Origin of the sequence: Microbacterium halotolerans, from assembly GCF_003569805.1 — a bacterium.
GTDB lineage: Bacteria > Actinomycetota > Actinomycetes > Actinomycetales > Microbacteriaceae > Microbacterium > Microbacterium halotolerans.
Window position 1 is genome coordinate 435,779 of record NZ_KZ984051.1, and the last position, 19,857, is coordinate 455,635.

A 19,857-nucleotide genomic window follows, 5' to 3' on the forward strand; every position below is an offset into this window, starting at 1 on the left:
CAGACCGGCCGCGCGGCGATCCTAGTCCCGCACGGTGTGCTGTTCCGTCGCGAAGAGGCCGCGCTGCGCGAAGCGCTTGTGAAGTCGGACTTGATCGAGTGCGTGCTCGGACTCGGCGCGGGACTCTTCTACAACTCACCCATGGAGGCCGTCGTCGTCACCCTTCGCGCCAACAAGCATGCGGAGCACCGCGGCAAGGTGCTGTTCATCAACGCGGTCAACGAGGTCGCGCGCGAACAGGCGCAGTCCTTCCTGCGCGACTCGCACCAGACGAAGATCCTCGACGCGTACCACGGCTTCGCCGACGTGCCGCAGTTCGCCACAGTAGCGCCCGTCAGCCAGATCGCCGACAAGGCGTACAGCCTCGCGATTCCGCTGTACGTGGCCGGCGCAAAGGCGGTAGACGCAGGCGAGCAGGTCGACGCGGTCGACGCGGTGGACGACTGGCGACACGCAGCGGATGCCTCGGACAACGCGATTGCGGACGTGATAGCGCTGCTCCGCGCGGAGGTCGACGCGTGAGCCTCAACCTCGACAAGTCCACGTGGCAACGGGTCGCCTTCGGCGATGTGATCGACAGCGTCACCGACCGTGTTGATGACCCATCAAAGGCCGGAGTCGACCGCTACGTCGGACTTGAGCACCTCGACCCGGGCGTTATGACGGTCCGACGCTGGGATGCGCCCGACAAAGTCGAGGCGCAGAAGTTGCGGTTCCGACCGGGCGACGTGATCTTCGGTCGCCGACGTGCCTACCAGAAGAAGGTCGCTCTCGCGGAGTTCGAGGGCATCTGCTCGGCGCACGCACTGGTCTTGCGCGCTCGACCAGGGCGCATCGACCCCACGTTCCTCCCCGTGTTCCTCTCTAGTGCCTACTTTCTCGACCGCGCTGTCGAGATCTCGGTCGGGTCTCTGTCGCCGACGGTCAACTGGCGTGATCTCCGAATCCAGCAGTTCGACCTTCCGCCGATAGACGAGCAGAAGCGCATCGCCGAACTTCTCTGGACGGTCGAGCGGCAACGCCTCGCCGCATCGCAACTCGCGCAGGCCGCTACGGCGGCAAAGTCGACGATGCTTGCTGACCGGCTAGCGCGTGGAGTTGAAAAGAAGGGCTGGGTTCTTGACCCGGTCACCTCCCTGGTGGATAGGGGGCCGACGAACGGCAAGTCGGCTCCCTCGAACGACGAGAATCGCGGAGTTCCAACTCTCAGTATCAGTGCCGTTCGTGGCGGCCTCGTGGCTGGGGGGAACTCCGTCAAGTACATTGATGTCGACCCCGCCACCGTCTCAGCGTTCCTGCTCGAGGACGACGACTTCTTGGTCGTTCGGGGCAACGGCAATCGTCAACTGACGGGCCGTGGCGGGCTTGTCGCTGGCGGACTTCCGAGCGGGTGTATCTATCCCGATCTGCTCATCCGACTTCGGTTCAACCCCTCGCGGGTGCTGCCGCGTTTTGCGGCCGAACAATGGAACAGCGCTCGTGTTCACGCGGCACTACTCGAGAACGCGAAGTCGACCAACGGCATCTGGAAGATCAACGGCAAAGACATCAAGGGGCACAAACTCGTCGTGCCACCTCTGTCCGACCAAGCGATGCTCCTTGCTGAGGTTGATGCTTTCGATTCCGGCATAACCGCAGCCAACGTCGAAGCGCGCTCGCTCAAGGAACTGGCTGGCACCATCTTCTCGACAGTTTTCGGAGGCAAATGATGGCCCAGTTCAACGAGGCAAACTCGGTACGTGACTTCGTTCGCGATCTGATCACATCGCCCGACGTGCAGTTCCTGCCGGGCAGTGAGCTGCCGCGCCGCGCCGACGAGGTGCTGCTCGAGGGGCTCGTCACGGACGCGCTGATCAGGCTGAACCCTGAGATCGCCGCCGATCGGCGCAAGGCTGACGAGGTCATCCATGTGCTGCGCGCAATCCTGATCTCGGCGCGCAACAGCCCGCATCCGGTGGTTGCGAACGAAGAGTTCATGGCGTGGCTGACCGGGCAGAAGTCGATGCCGTTCGGACCGAACGGTGAGCACACCACGGTGCGTCTGATCGACTTCGATCAGCCTGACGACGACTCATCTAACCAGTGGGTCGTGTCCACCGAGGTGACGTTCCAGCTCGGCACGCTGGGCAAGCGGTTCGACCTCGTGCTGTGGTGCAACGGCTTCCCGCTCGTGGTGGGAGAGGCGAAGACGCCGATCCGAGCGGCGTACACCTGGATCGACGCGGCCGCGCAGATCCATGACGACTACGAGGCGAGCGTTCCGCAGTTCTTCGTGCCGAACGTGCTGTCGTTTGCGACCGAGGGCAAGGATTTCCGCTATGGCTCCGTCGGCATGCCGGTCGAGCTGTGGGGGCCGTGGCGCGAGGAAGCGTCCGATCCGACCGTGCCGGCGAAGGTCGACCTCGAGGTGGTTGGCGATGCCGTGCGAGGGGTGCTGGCTCCGGCATCCGTGCTCGACTTTCTGCGGTTCTTCACGGTGTTCGCGACCGACGCGAAGCACCGCAAGATCAAGGTCATCGCGCGCTACCAGCAGTTCCAGGCCACGAACCTCATCGTCGAGCGAGTGCTGCGCGGGCGCGTCAAGCAGGGCCTCATCTGGCACTTCCAGGGCTCAGGCAAGTCGCTGCTCATGGTCTTCTCAGCGCTCAAGTTGCGCGCGATGGCCGAGCTGACCAATCCGACGATTCTCATCGTCGTCGACCGCGTCGATCTCGACATGCAGATCACGGGCACGTTCAATGCATCGGATGTACCGGGTCTAGTCTCAACGGATTCGCGCAAGGAACTGCAGACCCTGCTCAGTCAGGGTGCGCGGAAGATCATCATCACGACGATCCACAAGTTCGGCGAGATCGACGGTGTGCTTGACGATCGGCACAACATCATCGCGATGGTCGACGAGGCCCACCGCTCGCAGGAGGGCGACTATGGCCAGAGAATGCGCGAGGCACTGCCGAACGCGTTCCTGTTCGGGCTCACCGGTACGCCCATCAACAAGCGCGACCACAACACGTTCATGTGGTTTGGGTCGCCTGATGACGAAGGCGGGTACTTGTCCCGGTACTCGTTCCAGGATTCGATCCGCGACGGGGCGACCCTTCCGCTGCACTTCGAGCCGCGGTTGAGCGAGATACACCTCGACCAGGAGAAGATCGACGCTGCGTTCGAGGAGCTCGCCGCGGAGCGCAATCTCACCGAGGGCGAGAAGATCACGCTGTCGAAGAAGGCGGCATCCATCGAGGTGCTCATCAAGGCCCCCGAACGCATCCGCCAGATCGCGGATGACGTTGTCACGCACTTCACCGAGAAGGTCGAGCCGGAGGGATTCAAAGCGCAGCTTGTCGCCTACGATAAAGCATCCTGCATCGCGTATAAGGAAGCGCTCGACACAATGCTGCCACCCGAGGCATCGACCATCGTGATGTCGAAGGCACGCACCGACCCCGCATCATGGGCACAGTGGACACCCGGTGCCGACGAGCTGGAGCAAGTCGTCGCCCGCTTCAACGACCCGGCCGATCCGCTGAAGATCATCATCGTCACGGCGAAGCTGCTCACGGGCTTCGATGCGCCGATCCTCCAGACGCAGTACCTCGACAAGCCGCTCAAGGAGCACACGCTCCTCCAGGCGATCACACGCACCAACCGGGTGCACCCGCCGAGCAAAACACATGGGCTGATCGTCGATTACCTCGGCATCTTCGACGATGTAGCCAAGTCGCTGGCATTCGATGAAGCCGCTGTCCAACAAGTGATCTCCAACATCGAGGAACTAAAGTCGGACCTAGCACCGGCCATGGCGGCAGCGCTCTCGTTCTTCCCCGGGGTGGATCGATCGGTCGGAGGCTACGAAGGACTCATTCAGGCGCAGACTGCGATAGCAGGCGATGGGGCAAAAGACGCATTCGGCCTCGTCTACAGCGTCGTCTCGCAACTGTGGGAGGCTCTCAGCCCCGACCCGATGCTCAAGGGCTTCCGCGACGACTACAAGTGGCTCACGGACGTGTACGAGTCGGTACGACCGGCTGACATCACCGGCCGACTCGTGTGGCACGCGCTCGGGGCGAAGACGATCGAGTTGATCAACGAGAGCGTCCGCGTGGAGCTCCCGCAGGGTGACGAGACGATCGTCCTCGACGCGCAGACGATCGAAGACCTGATGACCGGTAAACGCAAGGACGTATCACCGGAAGAAATCGAGACGCAGATCACCGCACGCATCGCCCGCCATCTGAACAACCCCGTCTTCATCGAACTCGGCCAGCGCCTCAACACACTGCGCGAGAAGTATGCCGACATCCAGCAGTCCAGCCTTGATTTCCTCCGCGACCTGCTCGAGCTCGCGAAGGACACCGTGGCGGCCGAGAAGGTCGAGAACGAGATTCCGCGCGAGGAGAAGGGCAAAGCAGCGCTCACTGAGCTTTTCGAGGCGCTCAAGGGCGACGAGACGCCGATCATCGTGTCGAACGTCGTCGACCGCATCGATGAGGTCGTTAGGGCTGTGCGATTCGACGGCTGGCAGTCCACGATCGCCGGCGACCAGGAAGTGCGGAAGGCATTGCGGCAGACGCTTTACGTGCAGTTCAAGATCCGCGACAACGACGTGTTCGAGAAAGCGCTGGGGTACGTGCGTGAGTACTACTGAGTCTTCCGAGGATCCGGGACCTGAGGTGCGCGTGCGATGGGGGCTGATCGCGGGTGTTACAGTTTTGGGCCTCCTTGTGACGGCTGCACCGTTTGCATTGGTGTGGTGGCAAGGCGATGATTTTGGGGAGTGGGAGGGCCTGCTCTCGTCCACCCTGACTAACGTTGGCACTGCCATCCTGCTGGTAGCCGTCTTCTGGTTCCTCGAGCGCCGATTCACCGCGCACATCAGGAGCGAGGTCCGGGAAACCGCACGAGCGACAGCAGTCAAGGAAACACGTGAACTTGCGGCCTCACAAAGCAGCCTCTCTCGGCGTCTGGACGACATCCAAGAACGTCTGAACACGCGCGTCTCAGAAGAGCGGCAGATGCAGGACCAAGTGGTGCATCGTCTCGATGATGAGATCTCTTTCCAAACCGTCCACGCTGCGTTGTCACTCGCCCAAGAGCTCGGCGCCATCTTGCACGATGAGCTCACGGTCCCGGTTGGAAACGGCACTCCCAATCTCCCGCGTTTCGTATTTCGGCTTAGTGCGTCCGCGGCGATTCCTCTCCATCGGGTGCGCAGCGACGACGAACTGACACCACTCATCGAAGTGGCGTATGTGTCCCCGGGCCCAACCACCCGTCCTGTTGCGGTCCATTGGGGGGCCGAGACAGAAGCCGATGCCGTCTTGGACGAGTTGCGTCGCGATTTGACTGCTGCGGGACTGGCCGATCAAGCGGCTCACGTTGACGTCTCCCTGTTCTCGAATCTCCGAACGGCTTTGGATGAGGCGATCGCCGGCCGGCGCAAGGACCCCGATGCATGGTTGAAGGGCGCGTTGTCGGAATGGGTAAATGCCGAGTGGGCAGTGACGGGCTACGGACTCGAGCACCGTGGACACCTCGGCATGCGCGACCAAGAATTCCCCGTGCAGTGGAACGGCAGAAGCAACGCTGACTCAAGAATGTGGAAGCCGCCCGCTCCACCTGACGGTGTTGATAGTGAGCTCTGGACGTTTCTGATCTCGCGTGCCAGGCGAGTGCATCGCCCCGGAGTTCCGTTTCCCAAGTGAGGACGACATCCGGTTGACGCCTGCGGCACCACGCGGAGCTCGAGCGATCTAATTCGCCATTGTCGAGGCGCCAACTTCTGGCGAGGTCCACGGCCTACGAAATGTCCATTTGGACACCGCGTGGACATTTCATCGGCGAAATGGACAACTTCAAAAAACCTACAACACCCGCGCGATCTCTACTGCTCGTCCCCGAACCCAGCAGGTGCCATGTCGGCGAAGCGGGAGAAGTGCCCCTGGAAGGCGACCTCGAGGTCGGCAGTGGGACCGTTGCGGTGCTTGGCGACGATCAGATCGGCCTCGCCCGGGCGGGCCTCCTTGTCGTACACGGAATCGCGGTGCAGCAGAATCACCATGTCGGCGTCCTGCTCGATCGAACCGGATTCGCGAAGGTCGCTCACCTGGGGGCGCTTGTCCGTGCGCTGCTCCGCACCTCGGTTCAGCTGCGAGAGTGCGATCACGGGAACCTGCAGCTCCTTCGCGAGCAGCTTCAGCGCACGCGAGAACTCGCTGACCTCCTGCTGGCGCGACTCGACGCGCTTGCCGCTCGTCATCAGCTGCAGATAGTCGATCACGACCATCTTCAGACCGGAGCGCTGCTTGAGGCGACGGCACTTCGCCCGGATCTCGACGAGCGTCATGTTCGGGCTGTCGTCGATGTACAGCGGCGCCTCGTTGATCCGCCCGCGGGTCTGGGCGAGAGTCGTCCAGTCGCGGGAGTCGAGCGTGCCCTTGCGCAGGTTCTGCAGCGGCACAGCGCCCTCAGCGCTGAGCAGGCGCATCGCGATCTCGCTGCGCCCCATCTCGAGGGAGAAGAAGATCGTGGGCTGTTCGTGCTTGATGGCCGAGGCTCGCGCGAAGTCGAGCGCCAGTGTCGACTTACCCATGGCGGGGCGCGCCGCCACGACGATCATCTGACCGCCGTGCAGACCGTTCGTGAGCCGGTCGAGGTCGGCGAAGCCCGTCGGGATGCCCGTCATCTGCCCGTCGCGGCCGCGGGCGGCTTCGATCTCCTCGACGGCCGCGTCGACGGCGACGGTGAGCGGCACATAGTCTTCTGCCTGCTCCGCGCCCGTGACCGAGTAGATCTCGGCCTGAGACGCGTTCACGAGCTCGGTCGCATCGCCCTGGCCCTGGTATCCCATCTGCACGATGCGCGTACCGGCGTCCACGAGGCGGCGCAGCATCGCCTTCTCCTGCACGATGCCGGCGTAGTACCCGGCGTTCGCCGCCGTGGGAACGATCGATGTGAGCGTGTGCAGGTAGTCGGCGCCGCCAGCCCGCTGCAGGTCGCCCGTCTTGATCAGCTCGTCGGTGACCGCCACGACGTCGGTCGGCTCGCCCTGCGAGTAGAGCGAGAGCACGGCGTTGAAGATCAGTTCGTGCTTTGGGGCGTAGAAGTCGACGCCGCGCAGCGTCTCGATCACGTCGGCGACGGCGTCCTTCGAGAGGAGCATGCCGCCGAGCGCACTCTGCTCGGCGAGAAGGTCGTGCGGCGGCGTGCGCTCTGATTCGCGCGACCTGCCGAGCCGTTCCTCCGAGATGTCAGCGATGGACACGCGCCCTCCCCCAGATCATTCGTGTAGTCGGCCATGCGGCACTGACATCGGATCACGGACCTCCGACATTCGCGTGCTCACGAGTGCGCCGACGCGGCTGGGAGGCCCTGCGTGATCACGGTAGGGGCGCCGACTCGCGCGTGCAATACTGCCTGTGGATAACTGTGTGGAGAGTCTGGGTAAAACGCCGACGAGCGTGTGGACGCGGCCTGTGGAGAATCGCCGAGGTGATGGCATGATCAAGATTTTTTATTCACTATGACCAGGTATTTCACCGACTCACACCCTGTGGAGGGGGTGTTATTAAAGCTCCGGTTGAAGGTTGACAGCACCGAGAAAACTCTCCACAAGCCTCGTGCACTGATATTCCCAGCGACCCCGGCTCAACGGCGCGAAAAACGGCGCGGACCCGCTTGCGGATCCGCGCCGTTTCAGCGCTGGGCGTTGCCTACTTCTTGAGTGCGACGACCTGCAGCGGGATGGTTGCGACGACGTCGTCGAGCAGGCGCACGACGGCCTCGTGGTCGCCGGTCGACTTGATCGCCGACGGCAGGGTGATCCTGCGCTTGTCCAGCTCACCGAGGCCGGCCGCGGCAACCGCCGTGGCGACATCCGCGGCGCGGACCGAACCGAACAGGCGCCCCTCGGCACCCGCCTTGACGGCGAGCTTGACCTTGCCGGCCTCGAGCTTCGCCTTCAGCGCCGCGGCCTCGTCATGCGTCGCAATGGCACGAGCCTCGCGGGCCGCGCGAATCGACGCGACCTGCTTCTCGCCGCCACGGGTCCACGCAACCGCGTAGCCCTGGGGGATGAGGTAGTTGCGGGCGTACCCGTCGCGAACCTCGACCACATCGCCGGCACTGCCCAGGCCGTCGACCTCGTTCGTGAGAATCAGCTTCGACATGGGTGCTCCTTACCGGCCTGCGCCGGAGTAAGGCAGGAGCGCCATCTCGCGTGCGTTCTTGATCGCCTTGGCGATCAGACGCTGCTCCTGCACCGACACACCGGTGATACGACGGGCGCGGATCTTGCCGCGCTCCGAGATGAACTTGCGAAGGGTTGCGACGTCCTTGTAGTCAATGACGCCGACCCGGATGGACTTCGCGGGGGCAGCGTTCTTCGCGCCCTTCCGCGGCTTGCGGCGGTCGCCGCTCGACTTTCCAGCCATGGTTTCCTCTATCTGAGTGAGTGAGTTCTAGAACGGGGTATCGTCGCTGAACGACCCCGGTGTGCTCCACGCGTCCGCGCCGGACTGCGAACCGGGCGTCGACCACGGCTCTTCCGACTTCGGGGCACCGCCGCCGACGGCCTGGCGCGGCGCTCCGCCGCCACCGCCGCCCTGGATGCGGGTGACCTGTGCGGTGGCGTAGCGCAGACTCGGCCCGATCTCATCGATCTCGAGCTCGATCGTCGTGCGCTTCTCGCCCTCGCGCGTCTCGTAGGAGCGCTGGCGCAGGCGGCCCTGTGCGACGACGCGCATACCCTTCGTCAGCGATCCGGCCACGTGCTCGGCGTAGTCACGCCACACGCTGGAGCGCAGGAAGAGAGCCTCGCCGTCCTTCCACTCCCCCGACGCACGGTCGAATGTCCGCGGAGTCGAGGCGATCGTGAAGTTTGCGACCGGCACACCGTTCTGCGTGTAGCGCAGCTCGGGGTCGGCGGTCAGGTTGCCCACGACGGTGATAACGGTTTCGCCTGCCATGCGATTACCTTAGGCCTTTGCCGCCGTCTTGCGCGCGGCCTTCGCCTCTGCCCGCTTCGCCTCGGCTGCGACCATCGCGATGGCGTCCTCGGCACGCAGAACCTTGGTGCGCATGATCTGCTCACTCAGCTTCAGCTGGCGGTCGAGCTCGTCGGTCGCCTCGCTCGTCGCGGTGAAGTTCACGACGGCGTAGATGCCCTCGTTCTTCTTCTGGATCTCGTATGCCAGACGGCGCTTGCCCCAGATGTCGATGTTCTCGATGGTGCCCTCGGCATCTGTGATGACCTTGAGGTACTTGTCGAGAATCGTGGGGATCTGGCGCTCGTCGATCTCAGGCTGCACGATGACCATGAGTTCGTACTGGTGCGTCACTTACCCACCTCCTTCGGACTCGTCGGCTGCCGGGCATTTCCCGACAGCAGGAGGGTGTGCTGCGCGTTGCGAGCGTCGGGCGGGAGCCCTGCGGCACACAACCAGCCGAGTCTACCGGATGAGAACCTGTGCGGCCACCGGATGATTCGGCCGGCTGTGCGAGAAGATGGACCCCATGGGTGAGATGGTGGAGCGCCGCACGGTGACCGGTGAGCTGATCGAACGCGTCGAGCGCCCGGATGCCGCAACGCGGCTGGGCCTCGAGCCGCACCCGGAGGGCGGGTGGTATCGACGCACCTGGACCGGAAGCGCCGCCGTGACCACCCCATCCGGGGCTCGCCCCGCGGCCACCATGATCCTGTTCCTGCTGCCGGCCGGCGAGGCATCGGCATGGCATCTGGTGGCGAACGACGAAGTGTGGATCTGGAGCGGCATGGGAGAGATCGCACTGCAGGACGGCGGCGACGGAGCAGTCCCTGTGCCAGGTGAGATCACCGTGCTGGGCGACGCGGCATCCGGCAGCGCCTCGCAGGCGGTCGTTGCGGGCGGACGCTGGCAGCGCACACTCGTCTCCGATCACGACGCGCTCGCCAGCTGCATGGTCTCCCCCGGGTTCGACTTCGCGGACTTCACCATGGCGGAGGACGAACAGTGACGGGATTCGACGCCCGGTGGCTGACCGGCCGCGTCGACCGCAGGGCGGTGAAGCGGCTCGCCGACGAGATGCGCCGGGGCGGCTTCTCCGCGTCGAGCACCACCGAGACGATCCTCGCGTGGGTCTTCGTCGGCGTGGTGGCGGGGGCCGTGCTGATACCCCTCGTCCTCAGCGTGATCGAGGTCAGCGGCACCGATGTCTTCGTCACCGTCATCGTGCTCCTGGTCGCCATCGCGGCAGCGACCGCACTGGTCGCCCGCGCAGTGCTGCACCACGACAGGAGGAATCACTACCGCCTGCACAGCTTCGCCGCGGCCAACGGCATGGCCTACCTCCCGCACATCGTCGATCCTCGACTGCCAGGACTCATCTTCAACCAGGGCCGCTCGCGGCGGGCCATCCGCCGTGTGCGCGGCACGCAACCGCGATTCGTCGAGTTCGCGAATTATCGGTACACGACGGGCTCCGGGAAGAACAGCACAACCCACCGATGGGGGTACGTCGCCATCCGCCTCGACACCCCATTGCCGCACATCGTGCTCGACGCGAAGGGCAACAACGGCCTGTTCGGGTCGAACCTGCCTGCCAGCTTCGACCGCGAGCAGCGGCTCGGCCTCGAGGGGAACTTCGACGAGTACTTCACGCTGTACTGCCCGCGAGGCTACGAGACCGATGCACTGTACCTGTTCACCCCTGACATCATGGCGCGGTTCATAGACAACGCGGCGAAGCTCGACATCGAGATCGTCGACGACTGGCTGTTCCTCTATGCCAGGCGCGACCTCGTCACGCTCGACCCGCGCACGTGGGGCTGGCTGTTCTCCGTCCTCTCGGCACTGATGGACAAGCTGCAGCGATGGGAGCGGTGGCGCGACGACCGGCTCTTGGCGCAGACAGCACGGCCTCACGCTCTGCCGAGCGCAGGAGAGCCGCTGCCGTTCCGCAACGACCAGCAGGTGCCGCCACCGCACGCGCGACGCAGGAAGGGCGTGGCGCAGCCGGGGCGCAGGCTCAGCCGGAATGCGTCGTGGTGGGCATGGATCGTCGGAGTTCTGGTGGTCGCCGCGCTGTGGCTCGTGGCGTGGAACGCGATCAGCGCCATCGGGTGAGTCGACCGGCGAACCGGCGGCGGGCCGCGAACCCATACGCTGGAGGCATGCCGCAGATCGCTCGTGTCACCGTGTTCACCGGTTCGTCGCCAGGTGCCGATCCGTCATACATCGCACTCGCCCGCGCGGTCGGCACGACCCTCGCCGAGGCGGGCAAGGGCATCGTCTACGGCGGAGGCGACGTCGGGCTGATGGGTGCAGTCGCGACGGCCGGACGCGAGGCAGGCGGCGAGGTCATCGGCGTGATTCCGAGCGCGCTCGTGAACAAGGAGGTCGCGCACACCGACCTCACCCGTCTCGAGGTCGTCGAGGACATGCACGAGCGCAAGCAGCGCATGGCGGCGCTCTGCGACGCGTTCGTGATGCTGCCGGGCGGCGTCGGCACACTCGAGGAGTTCTTCGAGGCGTGGACCTGGCAGCAGCTCGGTTTCCACCGCAAGCCGATCGCGCTGCTCGACGTGAACGGGTTCTGGCAGCCTCTGCTCGAGATGATCGACAGGCTCGTGCACGAGGGCTTCATCAGCAGAGACTTCCGCAGCAGCCTGATCGTCGCCGAGGAGCCGCAGCACCTGCTGCGCGCCCTGCACGATTGGCAGCCGCCCGCCCCGAAGTGGGGCGAGCCCTCCGGCTCCGACGTCGAGCTGTGACGCTTCTGCTCTGAGCAGAATCCGTTCCGCGCGCTCGCTGCCGCTCCTACGCTGAGTCGCATGAGCGCCGTCGCACCCGATCAGGATTCGACCGACCGCCCGCCCCAGCGCGAGGATCCGGGTCGGAACCCCTGGGAGCCGCTGTGGCGGAACCTCGTCGGTGACCGGCTCCGCACCATCAGGCACGAGCGCGGCGAGACGCTGACCGACGTCGCCGACCGCGCCGGGGTGTCGCCGCAGTACCTCTCCGAGGTCGAGCGCGGCCGCAAGGAGCCGTCGAGCGAGATGATCGCGGCGATCGGGGGTGCGCTCGGACTGACCCTGCTCGAGCTGACCGCGTCCGTCGCCGAGACCTTGGAAGACCGACGGACGCAGCAGGTCGAGCACGCCTCGGCCTTCGCTCTCGCGGCGTGACCCGATCTGCCCGGCGTCAGCGCTCGGCGATGACGTGGTCGATCAGCCCGTACTCGCGTGCCGATGCGGTTGTGAACACGCGGTCGTGATCGGTGTCGGCACGCAGCTTCTCGACGCTCTGACCGGTGTGGCGAGAGAGAGCGCCTTCCATGTCCGACCGGATGCGCACGACCTCGTCGGCCTGCAGCACGAGATCCGGAATCGCACCCCTGCCTTGAGCGGCCGGCTGGTGCAGCACGATCCTGGCATGCGGCAGCGCTGAGCGCTTGCCCGGCGCGCCCGCGGCGAGCAGCACGGCGCCGACCGAGATCGCCTGGCCGACGCAGGTCGTCGCGACCTGGGGCCGGATGAACTGCATCGTGTCGTAGATCGCCAGCATCGCGCTCGGGTCACCGCCGTCGCAGTTGATGTAGAGCTGCACCTCTTCATCCGGATTGCTCGACTCCAGGTGCAGCAGCTGCGCGATCATCGCGTTGGCGACGCCCGCGTCGATCGACGTGCCGAGGTAGACGATCCGCTGGGTCAGCAGGTGGGAGTAGACGTCCATGATCCGCTCGCCGCGGGGGTGAGTGGCGATGACGTTCGGAATCGTGTACGAGCTCATCGCCGCACCTCCCCGTCGGCCGCGCGGAAGCCGGCGGAGGCTCCTCCTCCCGTGCGGAGGTCGTCGAACGAATCCACGATGGCATCGACGAATCCGTACTGCAGCGCCTCCTCTGCGGTGTACCAGTGGTCGTGCAGCGAATCCTCGAAGATGCGCCCCACCGGCTGCCCGGTGTCGTCCGCGATGAGTCCGAGCACCGTGTCCCTGGTGTGCCGCAGGTCGTCGGCCTGGAGCGCGATGTCGACGGCCGTTCCGCCGATCCCCGCCGAGCCCTGATGCATCAGCACGCGCGAGTGCGGAAGCGCCCTGCGCTTGCCCGGCGTGCCGGCGGAGAGCAGGAACTGCCCCGCGCTGCAGGCGATCCCGAACACCTGCGTGGAGACGTCGTTCGGGATCAGCCTCATCACATCCCGGATGGCGAGCATCGCCGGCACGGAGCCGCCGGGCGAGTGGATCCACAGTGCGATGTCCCGGTCGGCGTCCTCCGCCGCCAGAGTGATCAGCTGCGTGGCCAGCAGCGTGCCGTTGTCGTCGTCGAGGACGCCGTCCAGGACGAGCACCCGCCGTTCGTAGAACTCGCGCCTGGTCCGTTCGTCGAACAGCGGCGCCTTCGGTGATTCGGTCATGGAACCACGATGTCCCGGATCGCGGCACCCGTGACCGCGTTCTGCCGGGAGCAGATCGGCCCAGAGCAGAGGCGCCGCGCTACCTGCCCGGCTCGGGCTCGAGCCCCGCGCCCTCCGGCACCCCGCTCGCCTCGACGCCGTCGGCCGCGGTGAGCGCGGCGATCAGTTCGGCGGTGCCGCCGACGATCGTCGAGTCTGCGTCGACCTCCGTGACGAGCACCCAGGCACGGTCGTCCGGCCAGATCAGGCTCGGCGAATGCACCCACGGCGCGCCTGGCTCGTTCCATGGCACCTCTTCCGGCCACGCGTCATCCGCCCACATCATCGGCGCGGCACGGAACAGCACGTGCGAACGCGTCGGCAGCTCGAAACGTGGGCCGCGTGAGATCTCGTCGCTGAGCACGCCCGGCCGCCACGCGGCCTTGCGGAAGGGCGCGTTGAACGCGTCCTTGAAGCTGGCGCGCAGCACGGCGCTGTGCTCAGGCACGCCCGAGTCCGAGTACACGGCCGGCACGCCGCTCGGGGCCGCGCGACCGCCGACCAGGCCGCCCCACCCGTCCCAGACCGCTGCGAAGCCGTCATCCGGCGTCTCGGTGTGCGCGGCGAGCACGCGGGCGACGGCCGTGAGGACGTCGGGATCGAGAGCGCCCTCGCCTGGATCCTGGTAGCGCCAGCCCGAGCCGTCGCGCACATCGTCGTGATCCCGTGCCCCGCTGAGAGAGCCCCAGGAGTCGCGCGCATCGAATCGCATGCCGAGCGCATCGGCCGCCTGCCGCCATGTGACCGACTCGGTGTCGATCTCGTGGCCGGCGACCGCGAACTGCGCCCACGCCGCCTCGTCGCCCGGCTCCGGCCACGCCGCCCCGACGGGCCGCTCGCGGAACACCGGATGGAACACACGTGCGTAGGCCTCGAAGCCTCCCGGCACATACGTTCCCGTCGCCGTCGACGTGTCGAGCCGATCCCGGATCCAGTCGCCGGCCGCCGTCTCGCGCATCCACTCCATGCCGACGACGATACGCGGTCCCCGCGCTGCGTCTGCGACCCGGCACCAGAGCCGGCCCTCCGGCTCACCCCCTCCGCACGCGCCGGGCCGAGGGATCGGCGCGCGGGATCGCGGTGAGCAGTTCGCGCGTGTACTCGTGCTGCGGGTCGGTGAAGATCTGCTCGCTCGGTCCGTACTCGACCATCTCGCCGTGGTGCATCACGCCGATCGTGTCCGAGACGTACCTGACGACGTTGAGGTCGTGTCCGATGAACAGGTACGCCAGCCCGAGTTCGCGCTGCAGCCGCACCAGCAGGTCGAGCACCTGCGCCTGGATCAGCACATCGAGCGCACTGGTGGCCTCGTCGCAGATGATCAGCGACGGCTCCAACGACACCGCGCGCGCGATCGCGACGCGCTGGGCCTGGCCGCCCGAGAGCTCCTGCGGCCGCCGCGAGCGGTACTCGTCCGCAGGCAGACCGACGAGGTCGAGCAGCTCGTCCACTCGCGAACGCCTGGCCTTCTCGTTCATCGCAGTGTGCCCGCGCAGCGGCTCCGCGATCACCTCGGAAACCCGCCAACGCGGGTTCAGCGAGCCGAACGGGTCCTGGTAGATCATCTGCAGATCGCCGTACACCTTCTGCATCGCGCGGCGCTTCAGCCCCGTCAGCGTCTGGCCGCGGAACGTCACCGTGCCCGCTTTCGCCCGCTCGACCTGCAGCACGGCGCGTGCGATCGTCGACTTGCCCGACCCGGTCTCACCGACGATCCCCATCGTGGTGCCGGGCGCCAGGTCGAACGACACATCGTCCACCGCGCGCACGACGCCCGTCTTCACGCCGCCGGCACCACGCGTGACGAACTCCTGCACGAGACCCTCCACGTGCAGAAGCGGTTCGACTCCCGCCTCGATCACGGGCGCGCCGCGCTCTGTCGGCAGAGTCGAGAACGCGCCGAGCAGCTCCTTCGTGTACGGCTCGCGATCCTCGTCGAACAGTTCGTCGGGATGCACGTGCTCGACGACCGCTCCATGGCGCATCACCATCACATCGTCGGCGTAGCTCGCCGCGAGCGCCAGGTCGTGGCTGATCAGGATGATGGCCATGCCGAGCCGGTCCTGCAGGTCGCACAGCAGGTCCATGATCTTCGCCTGCGTGGTCACGTCCAGCGCGGTCGTGGCCTCGTCGGCGATCAGCACTGCCGGATCGGAGGCGAGCGCCATCGCGATCACGACGCGCTGGCGCATGCCGCCCGAGAGCTGGTGCGGGTACTGCTCGAAACGCATCTCCGGGTCGTTCAGCCGCACCAGCGTCAGCAGCTCGATCGCCCGGTCCCTCGCGGTCTTCTTCTCCATCCGGCTGTGCATGCGGATGGCCTCGACGACCTGCTTGCCGATGCTCATCGTCGGATTCAGCGACGTGGCGGGGTTCTGGAACACCATCGCGATCTCCTTGCCCCTGATGCGGCGCATGTCGGGCTCTGCGAGCCCGAGCAGCTGCGTCGACCCGAGCCGCGCCGAGCCGGACATCTGCGCGCTCGGCGGGAGCAGCCCCATCAGCGCGCGCACCGAGACCGACTTGCCTGACCCGGATTCGCCGATGATCGCAAGCGTCCGCCCCCGACGCACCTCGAAGTCGACGCCCTTGACGGCGTGCACGACCCTCCCGCCTCGCCGGAAGGTGACCTGCAGGCCCTCCGCCGTGAGCACCACATCCGGTTCCTCCACGGCCGTGCCGACGGGCCCGTCCACCAGTCGCTCTGTGTCAGACATCATCGTCCGCTCATCTCGTCTCGCAGGTTCTCACCCAGCAGGTTGAACGACAGCACCGTCACCAGCAGCGCAAGGCTGGGCCACAGCACGAGCAGCGGCGCGCCGGTGAGCGCCTGCTGGCCGTCGTAGATCATGTTGCCCCAGCTGGGTTCCGGAGCAGGAATGCCGAGGCCGAGGAAGCTCAGCGCACCCTCCGTGACGATCACGATGCCCATGCCGAGCAGCGCGAAGTTCAGCAGCTGCGGGGCGACGTTCGGCGCGACATGGCGCGTAAGGATGCGCCAGCGCGACGAGCCGGCCAGCTCCGCGGCCTGGAAGAACGGCATGCTCACCACACGCAGCGCGGCCGAACGCGCCACGCGCGCGATGCTCGGGATGCTGAACGCGCACATCGCGATGATGGTGTTCACCAGGCTCGGACCGAGCACCTGCGCGATCGCGATCGTCAGCACGAGCGACGGGAACGCGATCAGCACGTCGAGAATGCGCATGATCACCGTGTCGGCACGGCCGCCGAGCGCGCCGGACAGGGCGCCGAGCGAGCCGCCGACGATGATGCCGATCGCGTTGACCGAGATCGCGACGATCAGCGATGCCTGACCGCCGTAGAGGACGCGCGAGAGCACGTCGTTGCCGTTCACGTCGGTGCCGAGCGGGTGCCCATCGCTTCCGGGCGGCAGCATGCTGTCGAGCACGCTGCCGCCGACCGGCTTCGGCACCGGGAACAGCACGGGGGCGACGAAGCAGACCAGGATGAGCGCGACGACGACGCCGGCGGGGACCCAGACCAGGAGCTTCCGGCGCAGACGGGCCCAGCGCAGGCTGCTCTCGCTCTGGGTGGCCGGGGTGAGCAGCGTCGCCGTCGGCGTCGAGGCGGTGTCAGTGATTGCCATAGCGGATCCTCGGGTCCAGGACGGCGTAGAGCACGTCGACGACAAGGTTGGCGGCGATCGCCACGGCAGCGAAGATGAAGACGCACATCTGCACGGCGGCGGTGTCGCGCGAGGTGACCCCCTCGAGCATCATCACGCCGAGGCCGGGCATCGCGAAGATCTGCTCGATGATCACCGTGCCTCCGACGAGCCCGCCGATGTTCAGCCCGACAATCGTGAGCAGCCCGAAAGAAGAGTTGCGGAACGCGTGGCCCCACAGCACCTTCCACGGCCCCGCACCCTTGGCGCGCGCGGTGTCGATGTAGTCGGCGGAGTTCAGCTGCTCGACGAGGTCGCTGCGCAGGAACCTTGCATAGAAGCACGACAACGGCACGGCCAGCGCCAGAACCGGCATGATCACGCTCCGGATGTTCGCGACGGGATCGTCGCCGAAGGGCACGAAACCGATCGACGGCAGCATCCGCAGCGCCACGGCGAACACCAGGATGAGCAGCAGCGCCATCACGAAGTTCGGCACGGCCAGGATCGTCATCGCCATCACCATGACGAGACGGTCGAAGAAGCCGCCGGGCTTGCGGGCCGCGAGCACGGCGACCGGGATCGCGATGCCGAGCGAGACGACGAACGCCAGCACGACGAGCTCCACCGTGACCGGTGTGCGCTCGGCCAGCAGGTCGACGACTGCCCGACCGCTCACGGACGAGGTGCCGAAGTCGCCCGTCAGCGCCGCTCCGAGCCAGCCGAAGTAGCGCACGTACCACGGCTGGTCGAGCCCGAGCGATCTGCGGACCGCCTCGACCTCCGCCTCTGTGGCATCCATACCCGCTTGATTGCGGGCGGGGTCGCCGGGCATCAGCTCCAGGAGGAGGAAGACCAGGACGCTCACCGCGACGAGCATCGGAACGGCCACCAGGATGCGTTTGACGATCAGCCTCACGAAGGGGGAGCCTGCGACCCGGCTGAGGAGGCCTGAGCGCTCCTCAGCCGGTGCCACTGCTGGCGCTTGTGCTGCGGTCACTGCTCAACCCACACCCTGTCGTAGAGCACGGCGGTGTTCACGACGAACGCGGGGATGGGCTCGTCGAGTCCAGGGCCGTGCACGCCTGAGCGCATCAGCTGCGCCGGGGCGAACGCCGTTCCGAACGGACCGTAGGCCTCATCCGAGATCATCTTCGCGACCTCCGCGTAGGCGGCGGTGCGCTCGTCCTCATCGACCGTTGCGACCGACTTGGCGAGGAGCTCGTCGATCGGGCTCTGCAGACCCTTGTCGAGAGCGTCCTTCGCGCTCGAGGCTCCCTCAGGCAGCGGTGTGCCGCTGTAGGGCGACGTCGACCCGAAGCGCACCTGCACGCCGATCCCGGTCGACGGGTCCCAGGCGCCCGCCGTCTGCAGCATCGACTCCCACTCCCCGGATGTGAACTTGGTGATCACGTCGCCGAGGGGCTTCGCGTCCAGGTCGACGTCCATCCCGGCCTCCTGCCACTGCGTCTGCAGCGCCGTTGCGACCTCCTTGGCGACACCCGTGTCGGTCGTACCGAGTTCGAGCTCGAGGCCGCCGAGCTCGTCGACGATCTCCTTCGCCTTGTCGAGGTCGTACTCGCGATACCCCTCGACCTCCGGCTGATGGAACAGACCCCCGGATGCCGTGAACGACTGGGAAGGCTCGCCGTTCCCCTTGAAAAGCCCCTCGTTGATGGCGTCGAAGTCGGTGGCGTAGTAGATCGCCTCACGCGCCTTCTTCTCGTCGAACGGCTCGGCGCGGCTGTTGAGCTGGACCACGTACGGCGACGTCGGCACCCCGAAGTGCACCTCGAGGTTCGAGTTGCTCTCGGCCTCGCTGATGATCGTGGTGCTGCTCATCCCCTCGACGACGTCGGCCTGGCCGGAGGTCAGTGTCTGGTAGAGCACCTGCTCGCCGGTGATCGACTGGAAGGTGAGGGAGTCGAGGTACGGCAGGCCGTCCTTGAAGTAGTTCTCGTTCTTCTCCAGCACGAGCCGCTCGTTCTGGCGGTTCTCCTTCACCGTGAAGGGTCCTGCGGCCACCGGCGCGACGCTGAACTCCTGCGGGCCCATCTCGGCATAGGCGGTCGGCGAGGCGACCAGGTTCAGCGCGGAACCGGGGAAGGCGTTCATGAACGATCCGTTCACCGCCTTCAGCGAGACCGTGAGCGTCTTGTCGTCGACGGTCTGGAACGCTCCGAGGTCGCCCATCACGTCGTCCTTGTCCACGTCGTCCGGGAGCGCCGCCCAGAGGCTGTCCATGAAGTCCTCGCTGTGCTCCTGCGGTTCGATCGACGTGTCGAAGTCGACCGTGGGTGCTCCGGTAGAGCCGGAGTTCATCACCCTGATCCAGTTCCACAGCACCGCTTCGGCATCCATCGGGGTGCCGTCGCTGAACTCGATTCCGTCGCGCAGTGTGATCGTGACGCTGAGGCCGTCGTCCGACCACTCATAGCTCTCGGCCTGGTTCGGCACGAGCTGCGCGTTCGAGCCGTCCGACTCGGCCTCGACCGTGAACAGGCCGCCGAAGATGCTGCCGTTCTGCGGCAGGTTCGCGCCGGTGGAGTTGCTGGTCGCGGGGTCGAGCCCGGTCGCCCAGGCGCCGGAGAAGCCCGCATCGAGCAGCACGGTGAGATCACCGCCCGCCTGCGGTTCGCCGCTTCCCCCGCCGCTTCCGTCGGCGGTCCCTCCCCCGTCGCCGACGCACGCGGCAAGCGCGAGCGTCGCCCCGACGGCGAGGGCGAGGACGCCGACGGCGCGCCCTCTCCTGACAGGTGCTGTGCGTGTTCTGACCATCTCGATGCTCTCCTTTGAGCTC

Annotated in this window: 20 protein-coding genes; 8 read left to right on the forward strand and 12 right to left on the reverse strand. The window is 66.4% G+C overall.

Features of this window, described 5'->3' with window-relative positions; translation table 11 throughout:
- From DZG09_RS01940 to DZG09_RS01955, 4 genes are all read left to right on the forward strand, one after another.
- A partial coding sequence (locus DZG09_RS01940; protein ID WP_162893247.1) for an N-6 DNA methylase occupies positions 1-522 on the forward strand: 522 nt, incomplete at its 5' end.
- Entirely contained in the window at positions 519-1,709 is a 1,191-nt protein-coding gene (locus DZG09_RS01945) for a restriction endonuclease subunit S (RefSeq protein WP_205529024.1), read from the forward strand. The genes DZG09_RS01940 and DZG09_RS01945, both read left to right, overlap by 4 nt.
- Positions 1,709-4,645, forward strand: coding sequence for a type I restriction endonuclease subunit R (locus DZG09_RS01950; protein ID WP_240423619.1), 2,937 nt, complete (start codon positions 1,709-1,711; stop codon positions 4,643-4,645). The genes DZG09_RS01945 and DZG09_RS01950 overlap by 1 nt, the downstream gene beginning before the upstream one ends.
- Positions 4,632-5,702: a hypothetical protein gene (locus tag DZG09_RS01955; RefSeq protein WP_162893111.1), complete on the forward strand. Its 1,071-nt coding sequence runs from the start codon at positions 4,632-4,634 to the stop codon at positions 5,700-5,702. The genes DZG09_RS01950 and DZG09_RS01955 overlap by 14 nt, the downstream gene beginning before the upstream one ends.
- 179 nt (positions 5,703-5,881) lie before the next feature.
- On the opposite strand, the gene dnaB is transcribed toward DZG09_RS01955, so the two are convergent.
- From dnaB to rpsF, 5 genes are all read right to left on the reverse strand, one after another.
- Positions 5,882-7,261 carry a replicative DNA helicase gene (gene dnaB, locus DZG09_RS01960; protein WP_119696045.1) on the reverse strand — a complete coding sequence of 460 codons (1,380 nt, stop codon included), beginning with the start codon at positions 7,259-7,261 and terminating at the stop codon, positions 5,882-5,884.
- Between the two features lie 448 nt (positions 7,262-7,709).
- Positions 7,710-8,165, reverse strand: coding sequence for a 50S ribosomal protein L9 (gene rplI / locus DZG09_RS01965; protein WP_119696046.1), 456 nt, complete (start codon positions 8,163-8,165; stop codon positions 7,710-7,712).
- Positions 8,166-8,174: 9 nt separating this feature from the next.
- Positions 8,175-8,429 carry a 30S ribosomal protein S18 gene (gene rpsR / locus DZG09_RS01970; protein ID WP_087053732.1) on the reverse strand — a complete coding sequence of 85 codons (255 nt, stop codon included), beginning with the start codon at positions 8,427-8,429 and terminating at the stop codon, positions 8,175-8,177.
- Positions 8,430-8,456: 27 nt separating this feature from the next.
- On the reverse strand, positions 8,457-8,963 hold the full coding sequence (locus tag DZG09_RS01975; RefSeq protein WP_119696047.1) for a single-stranded DNA-binding protein: 507 nt from the start codon (positions 8,961-8,963) through the stop codon (positions 8,457-8,459).
- A 9-nt stretch (positions 8,964-8,972) separates the two neighbouring features.
- Positions 8,973-9,335, reverse strand: coding sequence for a 30S ribosomal protein S6 (gene rpsF, locus DZG09_RS01980; RefSeq protein WP_119696048.1), 363 nt, complete (start codon positions 9,333-9,335; stop codon positions 8,973-8,975).
- Between the two features lie 175 nt (positions 9,336-9,510).
- Between rpsF and DZG09_RS01985 the strand changes: the two genes are divergently transcribed.
- Genes DZG09_RS01985 through DZG09_RS02000 form a run of 4 tightly spaced genes read left to right on the forward strand, consistent with a single transcriptional unit; the run spans position 9,511 to position 12,160 of the window.
- Positions 9,511-9,990, forward strand: a complete 480-nt coding sequence (locus DZG09_RS01985; protein WP_240423621.1) for a cupin domain-containing protein — start codon at positions 9,511-9,513, stop codon at positions 9,988-9,990.
- Positions 9,987-11,099 (forward strand): hypothetical protein, encoded by a 1,113-nt coding sequence (locus tag DZG09_RS01990; protein ID WP_119696049.1) that lies wholly within the window; start codon positions 9,987-9,989, stop codon positions 11,097-11,099. Before DZG09_RS01985 ends, DZG09_RS01990 begins: the two co-directional genes overlap by 4 nt.
- A gap of 47 nt (positions 11,100-11,146) precedes the next feature.
- Positions 11,147-11,746: an LOG family protein gene (locus DZG09_RS01995; protein WP_119696050.1), complete on the forward strand. Its 600-nt coding sequence runs from the start codon at positions 11,147-11,149 to the stop codon at positions 11,744-11,746.
- A gap of 60 nt (positions 11,747-11,806) precedes the next feature.
- A complete protein-coding gene (locus tag DZG09_RS02000; RefSeq protein ID WP_119696051.1) occupies positions 11,807-12,160 on the forward strand; it encodes a helix-turn-helix domain-containing protein in 354 nt (117 codons plus the stop codon).
- 16 nt (positions 12,161-12,176) lie between these two features.
- Here DZG09_RS02000 and DZG09_RS02005 read toward each other — a convergent pair whose 3' ends face one another.
- The 7 genes from DZG09_RS02005 to DZG09_RS02035 form a co-directional block, all read right to left on the reverse strand.
- On the reverse strand, positions 12,177-12,764 hold the full coding sequence (locus tag DZG09_RS02005; RefSeq protein WP_119696052.1) for a ClpP family protease: 588 nt from the start codon (positions 12,762-12,764) through the stop codon (positions 12,177-12,179).
- Positions 12,761-13,390, reverse strand: coding sequence for a ClpP family protease (locus DZG09_RS02010; protein ID WP_119696053.1), 630 nt, complete (start codon positions 13,388-13,390; stop codon positions 12,761-12,763). Before DZG09_RS02010 ends, DZG09_RS02005 begins: the two co-directional genes overlap by 4 nt.
- Positions 13,391-13,469: 79 nt before the next feature.
- Positions 13,470-14,396 (reverse strand): hypothetical protein, encoded by a 927-nt coding sequence (locus DZG09_RS02015; RefSeq protein ID WP_162893112.1) that lies wholly within the window; start codon positions 14,394-14,396, stop codon positions 13,470-13,472.
- Positions 14,397-14,460: 64 nt separating this feature from the next.
- Entirely contained in the window at positions 14,461-16,149 is a 1,689-nt protein-coding gene (locus DZG09_RS02020; protein ID WP_240423623.1) for a dipeptide ABC transporter ATP-binding protein, read from the reverse strand.
- Positions 16,146-17,039 (reverse strand): ABC transporter permease, encoded by an 894-nt coding sequence (locus tag DZG09_RS02025; protein ID WP_119696055.1) that lies wholly within the window; start codon positions 17,037-17,039, stop codon positions 16,146-16,148. The genes DZG09_RS02020 and DZG09_RS02025 overlap by 4 nt, the downstream gene beginning before the upstream one ends.
- A complete protein-coding gene (locus tag DZG09_RS02030) occupies positions 17,026-18,057 on the reverse strand; it encodes an ABC transporter permease (protein ID WP_205529025.1) in 1,032 nt (343 codons plus the stop codon). Before DZG09_RS02030 ends, DZG09_RS02025 begins: the two co-directional genes overlap by 14 nt.
- Positions 18,054-19,835, reverse strand: coding sequence for an ABC transporter substrate-binding protein (locus DZG09_RS02035; protein ID WP_119696056.1), 1,782 nt, complete (start codon positions 19,833-19,835; stop codon positions 18,054-18,056). Before DZG09_RS02035 ends, DZG09_RS02030 begins: the two co-directional genes overlap by 4 nt.
- Between the last annotated feature and the right edge of the window lie 22 nt (positions 19,836-19,857).